This window comes from Salmonella sp. 32020114201800008SM, from assembly GCF_017572025.1.
In the GTDB taxonomy this organism is placed as follows: Bacteria; Pseudomonadota; Gammaproteobacteria; order Enterobacterales; family Enterobacteriaceae; genus Salmonella; species Salmonella enterica.
On sequence record NZ_JAGEQM010000002.1, the window covers coordinates 439,049 to 457,680 of the forward strand.

Annotated in this window: 13 protein-coding genes and 1 pseudogene; 12 read left to right on the forward strand and 2 right to left on the reverse strand. The window is 49.7% G+C overall.

The window, feature by feature from the left end; genetic code table 11:
- The first annotated feature begins 242 nt into the window (after positions 1-242).
- From dnaK to J4613_RS08155, 4 genes are all read left to right on the forward strand, one after another.
- On the forward strand, positions 243-2,159 hold the full coding sequence (gene dnaK / locus J4613_RS08140; protein ID WP_000516125.1) for a molecular chaperone DnaK: 1,917 nt from the start codon (positions 243-245) through the stop codon (positions 2,157-2,159).
- A gap of 85 nt (positions 2,160-2,244) precedes the next feature.
- The gene (gene dnaJ / locus J4613_RS08145) at positions 2,245-3,384 is read left to right on the forward strand and encodes a molecular chaperone DnaJ (protein WP_001119009.1); all 1,140 of its coding nucleotides are present in this window, start codon (positions 2,245-2,247) and stop codon (positions 3,382-3,384) included.
- Between the two features lie 280 nt (positions 3,385-3,664).
- Positions 3,665-4,612 (forward strand): LysR family transcriptional regulator, encoded by a 948-nt coding sequence (locus J4613_RS08150; protein ID WP_111742481.1) that lies wholly within the window; start codon positions 3,665-3,667, stop codon positions 4,610-4,612.
- Between the two features lie 126 nt (positions 4,613-4,738).
- Complete coding sequence (locus J4613_RS08155) at positions 4,739-5,083, forward strand: phage holin family protein (RefSeq protein WP_000026889.1); 345 nt, start codon at positions 4,739-4,741, stop codon at positions 5,081-5,083.
- Between the two features lie 60 nt (positions 5,084-5,143).
- Here the strand turns inward: J4613_RS08155 and J4613_RS08160 are convergent, their stop codons facing one another.
- On the reverse strand, positions 5,144-5,677 hold the full coding sequence (locus J4613_RS08160) for a glycoside hydrolase family 108 protein (RefSeq protein WP_001068132.1): 534 nt from the start codon (positions 5,675-5,677) through the stop codon (positions 5,144-5,146).
- A gap of 16 nt (positions 5,678-5,693) precedes the next feature.
- The gene (locus J4613_RS08165) at positions 5,694-6,137 is read right to left on the reverse strand and encodes a transcriptional regulator (protein WP_000860681.1); all 444 of its coding nucleotides are present in this window, start codon (positions 6,135-6,137) and stop codon (positions 5,694-5,696) included.
- A gap of 380 nt (positions 6,138-6,517) precedes the next feature.
- Here J4613_RS08165 and J4613_RS08170 point away from each other — a divergent pair, with 380 nt between their 5' ends.
- The 8 genes and pseudogenes from J4613_RS08170 (at position 6,518) to J4613_RS08205 (ending at position 18,629) form a co-directional block, all read left to right on the forward strand.
- Entirely contained in the window at positions 6,518-8,617 is a 2,100-nt protein-coding gene (locus J4613_RS08170; protein WP_000235798.1) for a glycosyl hydrolase family 18 protein, read from the forward strand.
- Positions 8,618-8,709: 92 nt separating this feature from the next.
- Positions 8,710-11,706 carry a chitinase gene (locus J4613_RS08175; RefSeq protein WP_111742480.1) on the forward strand — a complete coding sequence of 999 codons (2,997 nt, stop codon included), beginning with the start codon at positions 8,710-8,712 and terminating at the stop codon, positions 11,704-11,706.
- Between the two features lie 280 nt (positions 11,707-11,986).
- The gene (locus J4613_RS08180) at positions 11,987-12,691 is read left to right on the forward strand and encodes a winged helix-turn-helix transcriptional regulator (RefSeq protein WP_000738617.1); all 705 of its coding nucleotides are present in this window, start codon (positions 11,987-11,989) and stop codon (positions 12,689-12,691) included.
- A 429-nt stretch (positions 12,692-13,120) separates the two neighbouring features.
- Complete coding sequence (locus J4613_RS08185; protein ID WP_000743357.1) at positions 13,121-13,663, forward strand: fimbrial protein BcfA; 543 nt, start codon at positions 13,121-13,123, stop codon at positions 13,661-13,663.
- 99 nt (positions 13,664-13,762) lie between these two features.
- Positions 13,763-14,449, forward strand: a complete 687-nt coding sequence (gene bcfB / locus J4613_RS08190; protein WP_000742551.1) for a fimbrial biogenesis chaperone BcfB — start codon at positions 13,763-13,765, stop codon at positions 14,447-14,449.
- A 4-nt stretch (positions 14,450-14,453) separates the two neighbouring features.
- Positions 14,454-17,075 (forward strand): annotated as a pseudogene (bcfC, locus tag J4613_RS08195) (fimbrial usher BcfC).
- On the forward strand, positions 17,076-18,083 hold the full coding sequence (locus J4613_RS08200; RefSeq protein ID WP_000701251.1) for a fimbrial protein BcfD: 1,008 nt from the start codon (positions 17,076-17,078) through the stop codon (positions 18,081-18,083).
- Positions 18,084-18,629: a fimbrial protein BcfE gene (locus tag J4613_RS08205; RefSeq protein ID WP_001082038.1), complete on the forward strand. Its 546-nt coding sequence runs from the start codon at positions 18,084-18,086 to the stop codon at positions 18,627-18,629. It begins immediately after the preceding gene.
- The last annotated feature ends 3 nt before the right edge of the window (positions 18,630-18,632 follow it).

Sequence of the window (18,632 nt, forward strand, 5' to 3'; positions counted from 1 at the left end):
ATGGTATTCGTTTTTTAATTTATTTCATGAATATTTATCTGTCTGGTTTTCCATCGCGCCCTCTCGTCACTAAAAAAATTTTTTCATCTCCCCCTTGATGACGTGGGTTACGACCCCATCTTGTAGTCAACCGCAGTGGTGAGTCTGAAAAAAAACGATTCAGGGTAGTTGAAACCGCACGTTTCGCCCTTATTACAGATTCACAACCACATGATGACCGAATTTTTAGTGGAGACGTTTAGATGGGTAAAATTATTGGTATCGACCTGGGTACTACCAACTCTTGTGTAGCGATTATGGATGGAACGCAGGCACGCGTGCTGGAGAACGCCGAGGGCGATCGCACTACGCCTTCTATCATTGCTTATACCCAGGATGGTGAAACTCTGGTTGGTCAGCCGGCTAAACGTCAGGCAGTGACAAACCCGCAAAACACCCTGTTTGCGATTAAACGCCTGATTGGCCGCCGCTTCCAGGACGAAGAAGTTCAACGTGACGTTTCTATCATGCCGTACAAAATCATCGGCGCCGACAACGGCGACGCATGGCTTGATGTGAAAGGTCAGAAAATGGCGCCGCCGCAGATTTCTGCCGAAGTGCTGAAGAAAATGAAGAAAACGGCTGAAGATTATCTGGGCGAACCGGTAACTGAAGCGGTTATCACCGTACCGGCTTACTTTAACGATGCGCAGCGTCAGGCTACCAAAGATGCTGGTCGTATCGCGGGGCTGGAAGTTAAACGTATCATCAACGAACCAACTGCCGCAGCGCTGGCTTACGGTCTGGATAAAGAAGTCGGCAACCGTACTATCGCGGTTTACGACCTCGGTGGTGGTACTTTCGATATCTCTATTATCGAAATCGACGAAGTTGATGGCGAAAAAACCTTTGAAGTTCTGGCAACCAACGGTGATACCCACCTGGGTGGTGAAGACTTCGATACCCGCCTGATCAACTACCTCGTTGACGAGTTTAAGAAAGATCAGGGCATTGACCTGCGTAACGATCCGCTGGCAATGCAGCGCCTGAAAGAAGCCGCAGAAAAAGCCAAAATCGAGCTGTCTTCTGCGCAGCAGACCGACGTGAACCTGCCGTACATTACCGCAGATGCCACCGGTCCGAAACACATGAACATCAAAGTGACTCGTGCGAAACTGGAAAGCCTGGTTGAAGATCTGGTGAACCGTTCTATCGAGCCGCTGAAAGTCGCACTGCAGGACGCTGGCCTGTCCGTGTCTGATATCAACGACGTGATCCTCGTCGGCGGTCAGACCCGTATGCCAATGGTGCAGAAAAAAGTGGCTGAATTCTTTGGTAAAGAGCCGCGTAAAGACGTTAACCCGGACGAAGCTGTGGCTATCGGCGCAGCGGTACAGGGCGGCGTGTTGACCGGTGATGTGAAAGACGTACTGCTGCTGGACGTTACCCCGCTGTCTCTGGGTATCGAAACGATGGGTGGCGTGATGACTCCGCTTATCACCAAAAACACCACCATCCCGACCAAGCACAGCCAGGTGTTCTCTACTGCGGAAGACAACCAGTCTGCGGTAACCATCCATGTGCTGCAGGGTGAGCGTAAACGTGCGTCTGATAACAAATCTCTGGGTCAATTCAACCTGGATGGCATCAACCCGGCGCCGCGCGGTATGCCGCAGATCGAAGTCACCTTCGATATCGATGCTGACGGTATCCTGCACGTCTCCGCGAAAGATAAAAATAGCGGCAAAGAGCAGAAGATCACTATCAAGGCGTCTTCTGGTCTGAACGAGGAAGAAATTCAGAAAATGGTTCGCGATGCAGAAGCGAACGCTGAATCCGACCGTAAGTTCGAAGAGCTGGTTCAGACCCGTAACCAGGGCGACCATCTGCTGCACAGCACCCGTAAGCAGGTTGAAGAAGCAGGCGATAAACTGCCGGCTGATGACAAAACCGCTATCGAGTCTGCCCTGAACGCGCTGGAAACTGCCCTGAAAGGCGAAGATAAAGCCGCTATCGAAGCGAAAATGCAGGAACTGGCGCAGGTTTCCCAGAAACTGATGGAAATCGCTCAGCAGCAACATGCGCAGCAGCAGGCTGGCTCCGCTGACGCTTCTGCAAACAACGCGAAAGATGACGACGTTGTCGACGCTGAGTTTGAAGAAGTAAAAGATAAAAAATAATCGCCCTTTGAACGGGTAATTACTGGCACGGGCGAAGAGGTTTCCTCTCCGCCCGTGTATGCATGTTAAGGGCAGATAAAAAGAGATGGCGAAAAGAGATTACTACGAGATTTTAGGCGTTTCCAAAACAGCGGAAGAGCGTGAAATCAAAAAGGCGTATAAGCGCCTGGCCATGAAATATCATCCGGACCGCAATCAGGGTGATAAAGAGGCCGAAGCTAAGTTTAAAGAGATTAAAGAAGCCTACGAAGTGCTGACCGATGCGCAAAAACGCGCAGCCTACGATCAGTATGGTCACGCCGCGTTTGAACAAGGCGGTATGGGCGGCGGATTTGGCGGCGGCTTTAATGGCGGCGCTGATTTCAGTGATATCTTTGGTGACGTTTTTGGCGATATCTTTGGCGGCGGGCGTGGTCGCCAACGTGCGGCGCGTGGGGCTGATTTGCGTTATAACATGGATCTCACCCTGGAAGAAGCGGTGCGTGGCGTGACCAAAGAGATCCGTATTCCGACGCTGGAGGAGTGCGACGTTTGCCACGGCAGCGGCGCGAAAGCTGGTACGCAACCGCAAACCTGTCCGACCTGTCATGGTTCTGGTCAGGTACAGATGCGCCAGGGATTCTTTGCTGTACAGCAGACCTGCCCACACTGTCAGGGCCGCGGTACGCTGATCAAAGATCCGTGCCATAAATGTCACGGTCATGGGCGTGTTGAAAAGAGTAAAACTCTGTCCGTTAAAATCCCGGCGGGCGTGGATACCGGCGATCGTATTCGTCTGGCAGGCGAGGGCGAAGCGGGCGAGCATGGCGCACCGGCAGGCGACTTGTACGTTCAGGTCCAGGTGAAACAACACCCTATTTTCGAGCGTGAAGGCAATAATCTTTATTGCGAAGTGCCGATCAACTTTGCGATGGCGGCGCTGGGCGGTGAAATTGAAGTGCCGACGTTAGATGGTCGTGTGATGCTGAAAGTACCGAGCGAAACACAAACGGGCAAGCTGTTCCGTATGCGCGGCAAAGGCGTGAAGTCCGTACGCGGTGGCGCGCAGGGCGATTTGCTGTGCCGTGTGGTGGTTGAAACGCCGGTCGGTCTGAGCGAAAAACAGAAGCAATTGCTAAAAGATCTTCAGGAAAGTTTTGGCGGCCCGACGGGAGAGAAAAACAGCCCGCGTTCAAAAAGCTTCTTTGACGGCGTGAAAAAATTCTTTGACGATTTGACTCGCTAATCTTTTTCCCGTTGTATTTTTCTTCAGCCCGGGTGTATATCCGGGCTTTTTTCTGCCTGTACGCGCCCAGGCTTCTGTTAAACGCATCGTATCCTCTCATTTGTTGATATTTTGTTTTTACTGATAAACAAATTGATGTTAATCAGCAGTTTTGTATACGCTTATTCTTTAAAAAAACGTGATGTGATGACATTAATGATTGCTTTTTTAGATGCTGTGAATTGATTTATCTTGAGTATTATCTATATTGCTTTTTTTAGTTTCCGGAGGCAGACAGCGAATGGGATCGAAAGGTGCCAACAAGAGCTTTGATTATAATTTAATCAAAATTCTTGACGCTGTTATTTTGTCAGGAAATGTGGCTATGGCGGCAAAAAAGTTAGGCATTACACCGGCTGCCGTTTCTCTGGCGTTAAAGCGCCTGCAGAGTTATTACCCGGAAGAACTGTTTAGCAGAGGGAAAGGCGGGCTCATCCCCACAGCTAAGGCTGTCGACATTCACCAAAATTTCAGTCAGGTGATGAAACTGGTGGATGACACATTTCTCTGTAATAGCAAAAAAGATGAAGCGTTCCAGATAACGTTATTAGGCAGTGATATTGTTGAAAGCTATTATCTTTCTCAGCTCTATAACAGCGATATATTTGACCGTATTTTGATAAATCATTTCACTGTCAGAAATATGAGTCGGGAGCATATCAGCGAACTTCTGTTTACTGCGCAAGGCGATCTGTTGATTAGTGCCGAACCTTTGCTGGAGTCCGGCATAGAGAATCAAATTATTGATAGTTTTAAATCATTTGTTTGTATCTGTAGCAGTAAACACATGCTGAGTACCCTCTCACAACTGTCGCTACATCATTTTTATTCTTCGCGTCATGCGTTATATCAGCCGGGAATGGGGGCTTCAGTGATATATCATGATAGCGAGTTATTTAAGGATGAGCTCTACTATACTGGCAGGCGTATTGTCGGCTATCGCAGTGATTCGCTTAACGGTTTGATGAGCATGATCGAACGAACCTCATTGATTGCATTGATGCCTTTGAAATTAGCGCTTTTTTATAAAAATCATCGTAAATATGACATTAAATTTATTCAGCCTCCGCCCGAACTGGCTTTGAAGTCAGTTCAGGTCTATGCATCCTGGAATAAAAATAGTAGAAATATATCGACGATTAATGAGATGGTAAGTATGTTACAAACGCTTTCCTCCTTCCGTCGCTAATACACCTCATTTTTACGCTTTGATTTAATATGGTTTTAAATGATGTGCTTTGATTTTTACCCTTCTGACAGGGCGCTTACACTCCTTGTGTTAATTATTCATTTATAATGATTTCGGAGTGTTAAAATGTCTATTCCCAACCATGTGTCGACAACGGAAGTTGTGCTATTGGAGCTAGAGATCTTACTCACTATTATTTCGATTGGCGCGTGGGGAGGCTTTGTCAGCTATCTTTTACGCAAAGATAAGACAGAATATAATAGTTCTCATGAAAGTATTAAATATTGCTTAACGCAGATCGTGATTTCCTGCTTCACCAGTTTCTTGTTAAGCGCGATTGCAATCGAAAAAGAGTGCAGTTTCAACATTGTTCTGTTGGCGGCAGGCTTAGGCGGTGTTTTCGCGAGTCCGATCTTAAAAATTCTTGGGCGACGGATTAAAAAAATTATCGAAGGTAATAATTCAGACTAATTATCATTCGCAGTATCAGGCTCATCCGTGAGCCTTTTACGCGTCTTTTTTCAGCCTGGTCTAGGTCACTCTGTTCTTGATCCAGCCATAAATAAATTGTTCGTTATTGTGGTTTTTCTCAGCAACGTTTAAGTAGTACGTGCCCTGACTGCAATTGAGGGCTTTCACCAAAACGGCTTCCCCTTCCTGGCCTCGCCAGGCCAAATAATGTTCGAGAGCGGCAAGCGTCCGCGGGCCAATATTGCCATCCACATGAATATCCGGGTAGCGTTTACCTTCATGATTAAAGACGTTCAACCAGCGTTGCAGCCACGCGCTGGGGTGGTAAGCGCCTATGTTGACTGCCGCATCGCACAGCTCGAAGGAGACTGGCCACGATAGCGTCGAGATGACGTCAAAGCCTGGTTTTATCCAGTAATCCTCTTCGAGAATCGCGTAGGCTTCAGCGTGGGTCAGATCCCGCATATCGCCAGCATAGCCATGCGCTCGCGCCGTGGCTTCGGTAATGCCCCAATGGGTGGCGCCGCCTTTATCTTTAGGGTTAAATACGTAACCGCCTTCAAGCGCAATAATTCCATCTATAATTGGATTCATCTTCCCTTTCCTTCGCTTAGTGAATATGCAGATACATGAGAGAACCTAACGTTACTGAAAATACGGTCGTCAGGGCAGCGATGGTTTGCCGTACAATCTGTTTTTTTCTTCCCTTTGTTTCGCTATCCGTCGCGATAATAGCGATATCACTATTCACTTTGAGACCTTGTCTTGGAATGGTAATAAAAAGATCGTTAATACCAAGCGCTTTAAGGTCACGTCTGATTAAATAGAGAATCTGCGTTAGATTTGCATCATTAACATAGTGGCTTCGACTTCCCCATAACGCAGTGGTTATTTTTTGTCGCTCGATAATCTCCAGATGAGCATTCTCGATGATGAAACTGAGACATTTGGCTCTCATCGCAGTCATTTTAATAACCTGTGAATTTGAGACCGTCCTCAGTTCATATTTACCTTCATTGTAAATGCAGTTGCTATTAATGATATAAGTTTTCATAACGTCTTCCTTTAGAAATGTACATCCTGGTTGTCTGTGGTGACTATATTGTATGAGAAATGTCTTAATCCAATAAATGTCACTGGTTTTATTGTATTGTCATTGTCTATAGCGAGTGTAATCACATTATTTCATTGAAATTAAATGATATTTAATTACATGATAAATGATATTTACTATGCTCTCACCAGAACGGACTAAGCGGGCGCTGAGAGATGTTGTTTTCTCTTCGACAGACGGTGTTGTTAACCTCATTTTTATGATTTTTATATCATCTAAAAAGATGATGTTTTGTGATTAGCTATTTTTTATGCCTGTAACGATTATGGACCCCGCAGAACGAGCTGCGACAATTTTGAAACGTAAAAGGAAATTTGAAAATGGCTACAAGCAAACTGATTCAAGGCGATACAATTACTGAAACTACCCATGCAGCGAATGGTTTTGACCCTGCAACAAGCGATGATAAAATAAGCTATACTTCCGCTCGTGTTGCGAAACCGGTATACAATAAATATAAAAATTCCACGACTAAACCGAAGGTATTTGGTTATTACACCGACTGGTCACAGTATGACAGCCGTCTGCAAGGCAATATGTCCCAACCGGGCCGTGGTTATGATTTAACCAAAGTTTCACCGACGGCTTATGACAAACTGATTTTTGGCTTTGTTGGCATCACCGGTTTCAGAAAAATTGATACAGAAGACCGCGATGTCGTAGCAGAAGCGGCAGCGTTGTGCGGCAAAGTGAAATATGAGCCGACCTTCCTCGACCCATGGGGCGACTTCCAGTCTTATATCAACCTCGGCTTTGATGTCAGCGGCTGGGATGTGGATCCGAAGACTGTAACTCAGTCTAACGCCAAGGGTCTGCTGGGCGCGCTGCGTGATATGCAGGCAAAAGCGAAAGCCGCAGGTCACACGCTGGCGCTCTCCATGAGTATCGGCGGCTGGAGCATGAGTAACGGGTTCCACGAAACCGCCGCTTCTGACTCTTCTCGTAAAATCTTCGCCAAAGGCGTGGTGAAACTGTTCAAACAGTTCCCGATGTTCAGCGAAGTGGATATTGACTGGGAATACCCGAACAATGAAGGGGCGGGCAACCCGTTTGGTCCGGAAGATGGCGCTAACTACGCGCTGCTGATTGCCGAACTGCGTAAACAGCTGGATTCCGCTGGTCTGAGCAATGTGAAGATCTCTATTGCCGCTTCTGCTGTCACTACTATTTTTGACTATGCGAAAGTAAAAGATCTGATGGCTGCCGGCCTATATGGCATCAACCTGATGACCTATGACTTCTTCGGTACGCCGTGGGCGGAAACGCTGGGCCACCACACCAACCGCAAAGCGCTGGAAGAGGGCGGCTGGGCTGTCGAAACTATCGTTGATCACCTGCTGGCGGAAGGTTTCTCCGCTGACCGTATCAACATCGGTTATGCCGGCTATACCCGTAACGCTCGTCAGGTAGAAATTGAATCCCTGTCGCCGCTGAAAGGTTCTTACAACCCAGGTTCAGGCCCTACTACCGGTTCCTTCGAATCCGGCACCAGCGAATGGTATGACGTCATTTATAGCTACCTGGATCTGGAAAACCAGAAAGGCCGTAACGGTTTCAACGTTTACACCGACCAGGTCGCTGATGCTGACTACCTGTATAGCCCGGAATCCAAACTGTTTTTATCCCTGGATACGCCGCGTACTGTCAAAGCAAAAGGCGAATATGCAGCGAAACTGGGCCTGGGCGGCGTGTTTACCTGGACTATCGATCAGGACAACGGCGTGCTGGTTAACGCCGTGCGTGAAGGTCTGGGTTATGAAATCGAATCTGAAGTTATCGATATGGAACCGTTCTACTTTGAAGGTATCAATGTAGAAAAAGATGAAGAGCAGAGCGACAGCGACGACGCGCAGAAGGTCAACCACGCGCCGAAAGCGGCGATTGAACTGATGGTTGTAGGCGGATCTACGGTACAGCTGTCTGGCGCAGGTTCTTCTGATGAAGATAACGATGAGTTGTCCTTTAGCTGGGGCGTGCCTTCTCAAATCGATGTGGCAGACAAAACGGCAGAAATCATTGAGGTTGTGGTACCGGAAGTTAGCGAAAAAACAGCCTTTCAGTTCACCCTGTTTGTACGCGACTGCTACAACGAACCGTCCTCTCAACAGCGCTTTGTTCTGACGGCTGTGCCTGCGCTATCTCAGGTTCAACCGGAACCGGAAGAGGAAGAAGAGATTATCGTTCCTGTACCGGACGAGGAAGAAGATACCACGCCGGCTGAGGATGATACGCCAGCAGATGACAAAACGTCACCTTACGCGCAGTGGGATGCTTCTACCGTTTATGGCGCAAACTGGGGTTCTTTCGAAATCGTTAGCTGGAAAGGCCATAACTATCAGGTGAAATGGTGGTCTATGGGCAACCAGCCTGACCTGAACTGCGGTGTCGGCGGTGCATGGACCGATCTTGGCGCTTACTAATACACGGCATTAAGCACGATGTATTGGGCTTCATGATTCAAGCCCCGGTTTACCGGGGCTTTTCTCCACCAGGGACAGAGGAAGAGCAGACCATGACCATTTCCATCCATGCCAGCGCATTTGACGTCAACAGCTGGTATCAAAAAATCACCTTAACCTTCATCAATGAGAGCGGTAATGCGGTCGATATGAACCATGCCGCAATATCATTCACGGCTTCCGGGCACATCGATCCATGGGGAAATAGCGGCGGTACGCTCAAAGGGAACCTGCCGCTTACGCTGAATGAGAGTTCGTATGGCACGCTGGAAACTAACAACATCATCATTAATAACAGCGATGCATTACTTCTTCAGCCGGGCGAACGCGGGACGCTCTCTTTCAGCCTCGCGGCGACGCAGGTGCCGGTAAAAATGTCCGCCATCACCTTGACGCTGGCGTCATCGTCATCCGAAGACGCAGAGTCTGCAACCCCATCCGATCAGGAGACGCCAGCGATACCCGCCGCAGACGAACAACCCGCCGAACCCGATGTGCCGGAAAAGGACAATGACCTTCAGGAACACGGCCTTACGCTTAACGTTAGCGAGTTGAATACCGCAAGTTGGTATCAACGCGTCACCTTTACGCTGACCAACCTCTACGCCCAGGCGGTAGATCTCAATCAGCTTCAACTGAATTTTACGGCCAGCGCGCACCCCGATCCCTACAGTCCGTTTCAGGGAACAATGTTGGGGAATCAGGCCGTGACGCTGGCCAGCGATGGGGGATGGCCCATCGAGAAGAATACCATCACCATTAATCATGACGGCGCGCTGATGCTGGCGGCGGGGGATACCGCCGAATTACAGTGCTATTTGGCCGCCACGCAGACGCCAGTTGCCATCAGCGATTTGAACGCGACGTTGGCCCATGACCCTGCCCGCCAGGGAAAAGTTTGCGTTCACTTTCCTGCCATGACGCAGACCGTGGCGCTCAAACCGGTGATTGAGCTGCTGTTTCCTGCCGGCGAAACCCGGCGCTTTGTCGGTGAGTGGGGCGAGGTTCTGACAATAGGCGATCTTAGCGCAGGAACGTATCGGCTTACCGTACCGGTACTGGCGAATGATGAGATGCAAATCGCGCCAGTCGAGTCCTCTTTTACCGTTACGCTGCAATCCGGCGATGCCGCCGCGCAGGTCCAGGTATCCTGTCTGCCAATTGTCCGTTATGCCAGCGCGCGTCTGATGATTGACGCCCCTGCGCTTGGTAATGCGAAATTGACCGTTGAGATCGCCGATGTTACGCAAGCGGATGAGCGTACCGTCACGCTGATCGCCAACCAACCGCAGTTAATCCCCCGGCTACTGGCGGGGCATCATTATACGGTCAATCTACAGCCTGCGATGATTAATAACCGCTTTATAGCGGCACCCATACAGCTTACGGGTTTTATCCCTGCTGCGGCGCAGGTTGCCGAGGTTGCTGTCGCTTACCAACAGTCAGCGCTCGACACGGCGAGTTTCGTGACGGTGGATGCCACTATACTGGGTCTGCCCGATGGCGTCGCGCCGCAGCGTTATCTGTTCAGCAGCGGTAAATATCAATACTCATTAATGCTGGAGAGCGGCAGCGATCGGCAGACGTTGGCATTACGCTTTGCGCCTGGGCTGTATGATGTTCAGACGGACGATATTTTCATCGACAGCGTGCCGTGGCGTTGTGAACAGGCCGGGCCGCTACGGTTGTTGCAAAAGGTCAACCATGTGGCGCTGGAGTTTCTGCCCGGCGTGACGCTACAGGTAAAAGGTTGGCCTGATTACCTTGCTCATGGCGGCGTGACGGTTAACGCGCCAGAGACGGTTTCTCTTTATCGCGATATACCGTTTAGCGCGTTGTTTAAATACGATGGTTTTGACGGCGGCGGCGATCCGGTTCCGGCCGCGGAGGTTGACGTGAACGGGGATGGTTTTCTGGATTACGCGACGTTACCGATCCATAAAACCGTTGCGCTGGTGCGCCAGATAGAAAAAGAAGCCGGGCGTAGCGTCATGCCGGTAATGGTCATTTATACCGCGAATGCCAGCGGCGGTAGCGCGCTGGCGGATTTACAGGATGCGCAAAAGCTACGTAACCATTTTGGTAACTTTATTACCCAGTGTCTGGCGGCGCAGTCATACAAAGATGAGACGCATCCTGTCCCGGCCACCTTTGTGCTTAACCCGGATTTTCTCGGGGCGCTACAGCAAGGACCGTATGGCTATACCGTAGTACGGCAAAAAAACAGTGTGCCGGTGAATGCCCAACTGGCGGCGGCGATACAAGCATTACCGGCGATGGCTGGCTTTATCGTGCCTTCGTTGCCGACGTTTAGCGACGATCTCTACGGCTATATTCAGGCGGTGAACTATCTTGTTCGTCAGTTTGCCCCGGATGTGGCTTTTGGCTGGCAGACGAATGTCTGGGCGACAGGAACGGCGGACTGGGTGCTGCGCGATACCGCTGATCCGGTAGCTGAAGGGCAGGCGATCGCCGGATTTATTCATGAACTGGGCGTTTATAGCGGAGAATATGCGCCGGACTTTATTGCGTTTGATAAATTTGAGCGTGACTGTTTCAGTCCTGATGCGCTTGCCCACTATGGCTGGAATGCGACATGCTGGCTTAATTACCTGGCGATGGTCAAACAGGTGACGAAAGCGCTGCTGACGCCCGCCATGCTGTGGCAAATCCCTGGCGGCCATATGCCTACAGTAGAAGAGGGCGTCAGTAAAATCAGCGCTGCGCACTTTGCATCCGGCGGAACCTTTTTTATGGGTGACGCCCGTATTGGCAGCGATCCTGACACGCTCTCTTTGCAGCTACTCAATACGGCCTTAAATAGCGCGACTTACGGCGTCCCGACCGTCGGCGACTTTTTACGTAAAGATAAAGGGTATGACTGGGGCCAGATGCAGGCGCTGAACCTACCGGACTTTAACGTCTTTTCGATCTTATGGGGCGGTGGTTCTACTATCAGTATTACGACAATCCATTCTAACGGTGAAGACGGCGGCTGGCTGGCGGATAAAATGGTAGAGTATTATGCTGCCCCTCGCTATTTCAGATAATATCACTGCTTATTTGCATTAATCTGGACTATTAGTTTGAGATTCGAAGGCGCGTTCTTTCGAATCTCTTTTCCTGCGCCCCCTGACCTCTCATTCTTTATGCGTAATTTGTTATTAATTTTCTGTAATCATTTTGTATTAAGAATTGTCTTAATCTTAAAAATATTGCGTATTAGTGCGTTGTGAATACAGAAATACTGCATAGCGATGTTATTTATTATTAATTTAAGTACTTTTTGAGAGGTTATACTGTGACGCTACATTGAGTAGACAACCGTTAATGAAAAAAATGATGAACGACGCTTTTGCTAAAGATAATAATGAGAATTCATTACACTCTTTTCTTTTTTCTCAGCAGGCTAAACCTCACGCGGCAATTGATGCCTTATTTTCGGCCTTGTTGCCATTTGGTCAACCGTTTACGCTGGGTATCGGCGATGAGTTTTATTTACAGGCAAATGATGAACACTACATTGTATTACTGGAGTCAGGCGTTGTTTCTTTCTGTCATGATGACAAACGACTCCATATATCTTCATCGTTTGCGCCATCGGTCGTGGGTATGGTTGACAGCTATGGCGCTACCTATAACGTCCCCGCGCGACCGGAACACTTTTTGCTCGCAGAAACGGTTTGTACCGGTAGATTTGTTCGCCTGCCGGATTTTATAAAAATCGCCGATGAATGCGATTTGTGGCACGACGTGGCCCGTTGTCTGGCTTACCGTCTGATGGTGATGAGCGCGCGCGATCGTGAATTAGTCGGCGTCGATTCTTATCTGAAAGTTCGGGCGTTGCTGACTGAAATCTGGGCTTATCCACAGGCCTACCGGGAAAGCATTATCGTGTTGAATTTTATTCAACGGCGTACCGGGATATCGCGCAGTCGGACTATGAAGATTCTGTCTGAACTAAAAAAAGGCGGGTATATCCATATTGATAATGGGCGGCTGACGGCGCTCGGAAAACTACCAGTGGCGTATTAATGTACTATACGCAACGATATATTTACATATCTCGACTGAATTTGCCTGGTATCGTTAATAGAATGTTTTACTGAAGGTTGTTATGAAAGCTATTTTTAAAAAGTCAATATGGCTAAAGGAGATAGGCCGAACGACTGGTGTAAAGTTAATATAAAACAACAGGTTATGCCTGGTCCTATAAAACCAAATGTCGATGATTGCAACTTGCCGTTGGCTTGCTAATAATTAATAACATCGTTATCTCATTATAACGTAAAGATTAACTCACGACGTTGAGTGGCTGTTTTATTGCCTCTGACATTTATATCAGAACAAGAAGACACTTTTTTTCGCATAAGAAAAAGTCGTGATATTGCTGTGAAGAAATATCAGCAGCCGTTTCGTTAAAAAATCTGATTACCCTTATTTTTATATTTAAAAGGAGCTTGAATGAAAAAGCCTGTACTAGCATTAATGGTCTCTGCCATTGCCTTTGGCGGAATGTTGTCCACCGCGCAAGCGGATACTACAACCGTCACTGGCGGTACGGTAAATTTTGTCGGACAGGTCGTTGACGCTGCCTGTTCTGTTTCCGCTGACTCTGTCGATCAGACCGTGACATTAGGCCAGGTTCGCGCCAGTAAATTAACCGAGGCCGGTATGGTGGCGAATCAAAAAGAAGATTTCACCATCAAACTGGAAGACTGCGATACTCAGACCAGCCAGAATGCGGCGGTGATTTTTAATGGCCAACAGGACGCAAACCAGCCGGGGTCGCTGGCGAATACCGCTGGGGCAGGTTCGGCGACGAATGTGGCATTACAACTTTATGGACCAGATGGCCAGGCGCTGAATATCGGTGAATCGTCCAGTACTGTTACCTTGAACGATGGCGAAAACGTTATTCCGCTTAGCGTGGATTATATCGCTACCGGTACGGCGACTGCCGGTAATGTTACCGCGACGGCGACATTTAGCATGGTTTATTCCTGATTCCTTATCGGGATTTTTTCTCGTCTGTTGGGAGGCGAGAAAGGGGCGTTACGCGCGTCACTGCGCGTAACAAACCGACGGCATCAGGATATTACGCAGATGAAAAAAAACGTACCGATTTTCCTTCGATTATTGCTACTGCTGTCGGCGGCCGGCCTGTCGTTTGCCGCGCAGGCGGGAGGCATTGCGCTGGGCGCGACCAGGGTGATTTATCCGCAGGGAAGTAAGCAAACCTCCTTGCCGATTATTAATTCTTCTGCCAGCAATGTTTTTTTAATTCAGTCATGGGTCGCCAATGCCGATGGTTCACGCTCGACGGATTTTATCATTACGCCGCCTCTCTTTGTGATCCAGCCTAAAAAAGAAAATATATTACGTATTATGTATGTCGGGCCGTCATTACCGACCGATCGCGAAAGCGTATTTTATTTAAACAGTAAAGCGATACCCTCTGTCGATAAAAATAAATTGACCGGCAACTCCCTGCAAATTGCGACGCAAAGCGTGATTAAGCTATTTATCCGCCCGAAAAATCTGGCGGAGGCGCCAGCTCATGCCCCGTCGACGCTTCGCTGCCGTAACGAGCGCGGCCAGCTAACGATTACTAACCCTTCGCCGTACTACGTTTCGATGGTTGAACTGTATAGCGCGGGGAAAAAACTGCCGAATACTATGGTACCGCCGAAAGGCGCGATCACTCTCCCGGCGACGCCCGGCCAGGTATCTTTGCGCACGGTAAACGATTTTGGCGCAACGACGCCAGCACGCGTTTGTCCAGCTTCATGATGTTATGCGTAATCAGCTTTTCATGACGCGATATTACTCCAGCGTAACTAAACCCGTATTAACCCCGCTGGCGTTGGCTATCGCACTGGCGCCTGCGCCGGGGTGGGCGGAAAACTATTTCAACCCGGCATTTCTGTCTGACGACCCGTCTGCGGTGGCCGACCTATCGACCTTTTCCCGTAATGCCCAGGCGGCGGGGATGTATCGCGTTGACGTTTACCTGAACAATACGTTTCTCGCAACCAGAGACATTGCCTTCCAGGCGGTGAAAACGACGGGAAAAAGCGCGCCCACCGATGACAGCGGATTACGCGCCTGCCTGACGCCTGAAATGCTTAAAAATATGGGGGTAAACACCGGGGCGTTTCCACTGTTGGCGAAGGCGGCGGCGGGAAGTTGCCCGGATCTCGCCAGTGCGATACCGGCCGCCCGGACCCGCTTTGATTTTGCGCAGCAACGTCTCGACATTAGCATCCCGCAGGCGGCGATGGTTGCCAGCGCCAGAGGCTATATCCCACCGCAATACTGGGATGAAGGTATTAATGCGTTGCTATTGAATTACACCTTTACCGGCGCGAATAGTCAGGATCGGAGCCCAGGCGGCAGTGCGGAGAACAGCTATTTTCTTGGATTGAATAGCGGCCTTAATCTGGGGGCCTGGCGGTTACGCGACTACTCCACATGGAACGCGAATAGCGGCGATCAGAATAGCGACAGCGACTGGCAGCACATCAGTACTTATCTGGAACGTGATGTGGTCTTTTTGCAGGGAGAACTGACGGCAGGCGATAGTTATACCCCCTCCGCATTATTCGACAGCCTTCCTTTTCGCGGGCTACAACTGGCGTCTGACGACAATATGTTGCCAGACAGCATGAAGGGCTTCGCACCGACCATTCACGGCATTGCCAGAAGCAACGCGCAAGTGACCATTCGGCAAAACGGCTACATCATTAATCAGCGCTATGTGCCGCCCGGGGCATTTACTATTAATGATCTCTATCCTACCGCCGCCAGCGGCGATTTGACTGTGGAAGTCAAAGAGTCCGACGGTTCTATTAATCGTTATAACGTGCCCTATTCCGCCGTGCCGATTCTACAACGAGAAGGGCGGCTGAAGTATGCGGCGACGGTGGCGGAGTATCGCAGCGATAGTAGTCAAAAAGAGAAGGTGAAATTCAGTCAGGCGACCTTGATATGGGGGTTACCGCATGGTTTTACGCTGTATGGCGGAACACAACTTTCCAGTCATTATCACGCGCTGGCGATCGGCAGCGGCGCAAATCTGGGCGACTGGGGCGCGGTGTCGCTGGATGTCACCCAGGCTACCAGTACGCTGGCGGATAATAACACCTACCAGGGGCAATCGCTGCGTTTCCTGTATGCCAAATCGCTTGCACAGTCAGGAACCAATTTACAGCTTATGGGCTATCGCTATTCAACCTCGGGCTTTTACACGTTGGATGATACCACGTGGAAACGGATGAGCGGCTATGACGATGACAGTCGGACTGACAGCGATAAAAGCAGGCCGGAATGGGCGGATTATTACAATCTTTATTATACCAGGAGGGGCAAAGTACAACTCGATATTAACCAACAGCTAGGCGGGTTAGGATCGCTTTTTATTACCGGCAGTCAGCAAAGTTATTGGCACACTGATGAAAAGGATTCTTTGTTGCAGGTGGGATACAGCGATACGCTGGCAGGGATTGCATGGAGCGTTTCTTACAACAATAACAAATCCGCAGGCGATGCGGAGCGCGATCAAATTTTCGCGCTGAATATCTCGGTGCCGCTAAGTCAATGGCTGCAACACGATGATGAAGTCACGCGCCATCACAATGTTTACGCTACCTTTAGCACCAGTACGGACAAACAGCATAACGTTACGCAGAATGCGGGCCTTAGCGGCACACTGCTGGACGAAAACAATCTTAGTTACAACATACAGCAAGGTTATCAGAATCACGGTATTGGCGAAAGCGGCGCCGCCAGTCTGGAATACGATGGCGCGAAAGGCAACGCCAACATTGGCTATAACGTTAGCGATAACGGCGATTACCAGCAGGTGAATTATGGCCTGAGCGGCGGCCTGGTGGCGCACGCGCATGGAGTGACACTAAGCCAGCCGCTGGGCAATACCAATATTTTGATTGCCGCGCCGGGCGCAGCCAACGTCGGCGTTGTCGACCAGCCGGGTATTCATACGGACGCGCGTGGCTATGCGGTGGTGCCGTATGCGACAACATATCGCCAAAACCGTATGGCGCTGGACGTTAACGCCATGGCTGATGATGTCGATATTGATGACGCGGTGACTCGCGTTGTGCCGACCGAAGGCGCGCTGGTTCTGGCCCGCTTTAAAGCGCGAGTCGGCGCGCGTGCCCTGGTAACGCTGAATCATAACGGTAAGCCTGTACCCTTTGGCGCAACGGTGACGGTGAATGATCGCCATGCGGAGGCGATTGTTGACGAGGCCGGGTAGGTCTATCTTTCCGGGTTGTCAGCGCAAGGCGTTCTGCACGTTCGCTGGGGGAACCTGCCGGATCAACAGTGCGTCGCGTCCTATCATCTCTCTTCCTCCCGTCAGATTCTGAGTCGACAACATGCGGAGTGTCATTAAATGAAAATACCTCTTTTATTTGCTCTGCTGGCGGGAAGTGTCGTATCGCAGTACGCACACGCAGACGTGTGTAAAAACGTTAACGGTGTACCTTCCAGTATTAATTACGATTTAACGACCACTCTGACGGCAGAACAAAACCAGGTGGGAAAGACGGTTCAACTGGAAAAAAGCCAGGAAGTTAATGTACAGGCGGTGTGCCCCGCCGGCGCGTCGACCTATAGCCAGACTTATCGCTCCTATGTGTCGCCATATCCGGTCGTAGAAACGAGCGGTAACTGGAAATATTTAAAGCTGGACCCGGACTACCTTGAAGGCGGAATGCGAATTGAGGATTCTTCGGCGGGCGATATCTATCCGCCAATGAACAACGTTCTGATGGGATATGATGAAAATGTGAAAGCGGGTCAACCGTTTTACGTTCGTGACTCAAATCTGGAGTTTCAGCTCAAAATTGTTAAACCGTTCGTCGGCACGGTGAATATTAGTCCTAAGACTATGTTCAATGTTTATGTCATGACCGCCGCAGGCGATCCGCTGACAGATGTCGTGTACAGCATTCTTTATAGTGGAACGGTGACCGTACCGCAAAGCTGTGAAATCAACGCCGGACAAACGATTCTGGTAAATTTCGGCGCATTATACAGCGGCAATTTCAACCATGCAGGCCAAAAGCCGGAGGGGGTACGAGCGAAAAAATTCAGCGTACCGGTAAAGTGCAGCGGTCTGGATTCGCAGGTCAATTTAACAATGCGTCTTATCGCTACGCCGGATAGCCACGTTCCCCAGGCTATCGCTTCGGATAATGCCGATGTCGGCGTAGTGGTCGAAACCGATGAAGGAAACGCGCTTATCCCCAATGATGTACAGAGCGTCGCGCCTTTTATCACCGATAGCGCCGGACGCGCTAACATCACATTGCAAGCCTACCCGGTGAGTACAACAGGCGAAACGCCAGCGGAAGGGGCGTTTACCGCGCTGGCCAGTCTGCGAGTGGACTTTGACTAAATGAACAGATCACACTGCGCTCTTTTTGCTATGGGACTAATGCTGTGTCCGCAAATCAATGCCAGCGCTGACGACCTCGCTTATAACCTCGAATTTACCGGCACTATTGTGGCGCAAACCTGCGACATAGATATTTCCAGCCTCAGTCAAAGTATTGATTTAGGCCAGTTTGCGGTTGGCGATTTTCCTTCGACGGGAACAACGACAAAATTTAAGCCCTTTAATATCAACCTCAAAAATTGTTCCCGAGGAATTGCCGGGGCGAAGATCTGGTTTACCGGCGAACCCGATCCGGACAATCCCGCGCTACTGGCGATCACCGATACCGGAATGGGAAGCGGAAACATGTTAGCAAGCGGGGTTGGGGTGGAAATTCTGAATGATGATCAGGATACCATCAGTATCAATAATGCCGACTCGGTGGTCTATCCGTTGAAAGCCGGACGCAACACGCTGTCTTTTTATATTCGCTATAAATCGACCCGGCCGACGGTCACGTCCGGGAACGCGACGGCGGTCATGTATTTCGATATGCAGTATGAATGAGGA

Bases quoted from the DNA above. Each gene is read 5' to 3' on its own strand.
- J4613_RS08155 (WP_000026889.1), top strand. From the start codon at position 4,739: ATGTCTATTCCCAACCATGTGTCGACAACGGAAGTTGTGCTATTGGAG.
- J4613_RS08170 (WP_000235798.1), top strand. From the start codon at position 6,518: ATGGCTACAAGCAAACTGATTCAAGGCGATACAATTACTGAAACTACC.
- J4613_RS08160 (WP_001068132.1), bottom strand. From the start codon at position 5,677: ATGAATCCAATTATAGATGGAATTATTGCGCTTGAAGGCGGTTACGTA.
- J4613_RS08180 (WP_000738617.1), top strand. From the start codon at position 11,987: ATGAAAAAAATGATGAACGACGCTTTTGCTAAAGATAATAATGAGAAT.
- dnaK (WP_000516125.1), top strand. From the start codon at position 243: ATGGGTAAAATTATTGGTATCGACCTGGGTACTACCAACTCTTGTGTA.
- J4613_RS08200 (WP_000701251.1), top strand. From the start codon at position 17,076: ATGAAAATACCTCTTTTATTTGCTCTGCTGGCGGGAAGTGTCGTATCG.
- J4613_RS08165 (WP_000860681.1), bottom strand. From the start codon at position 6,137: ATGAAAACTTATATCATTAATAGCAACTGCATTTACAATGAAGGTAAA.
- bcfB (WP_000742551.1), top strand. From the start codon at position 13,763: ATGAAAAAAAACGTACCGATTTTCCTTCGATTATTGCTACTGCTGTCG.
- dnaJ (WP_001119009.1), top strand. From the start codon at position 2,245: ATGGCGAAAAGAGATTACTACGAGATTTTAGGCGTTTCCAAAACAGCG.
- J4613_RS08185 (WP_000743357.1), top strand. From the start codon at position 13,121: ATGAAAAAGCCTGTACTAGCATTAATGGTCTCTGCCATTGCCTTTGGC.
- J4613_RS08150 (WP_111742481.1), top strand. From the start codon at position 3,665: ATGGGATCGAAAGGTGCCAACAAGAGCTTTGATTATAATTTAATCAAA.
- J4613_RS08175 (WP_111742480.1), top strand. From the start codon at position 8,710: ATGACCATTTCCATCCATGCCAGCGCATTTGACGTCAACAGCTGGTAT.
- J4613_RS08205 (WP_001082038.1), top strand. From the start codon at position 18,084: ATGAACAGATCACACTGCGCTCTTTTTGCTATGGGACTAATGCTGTGT.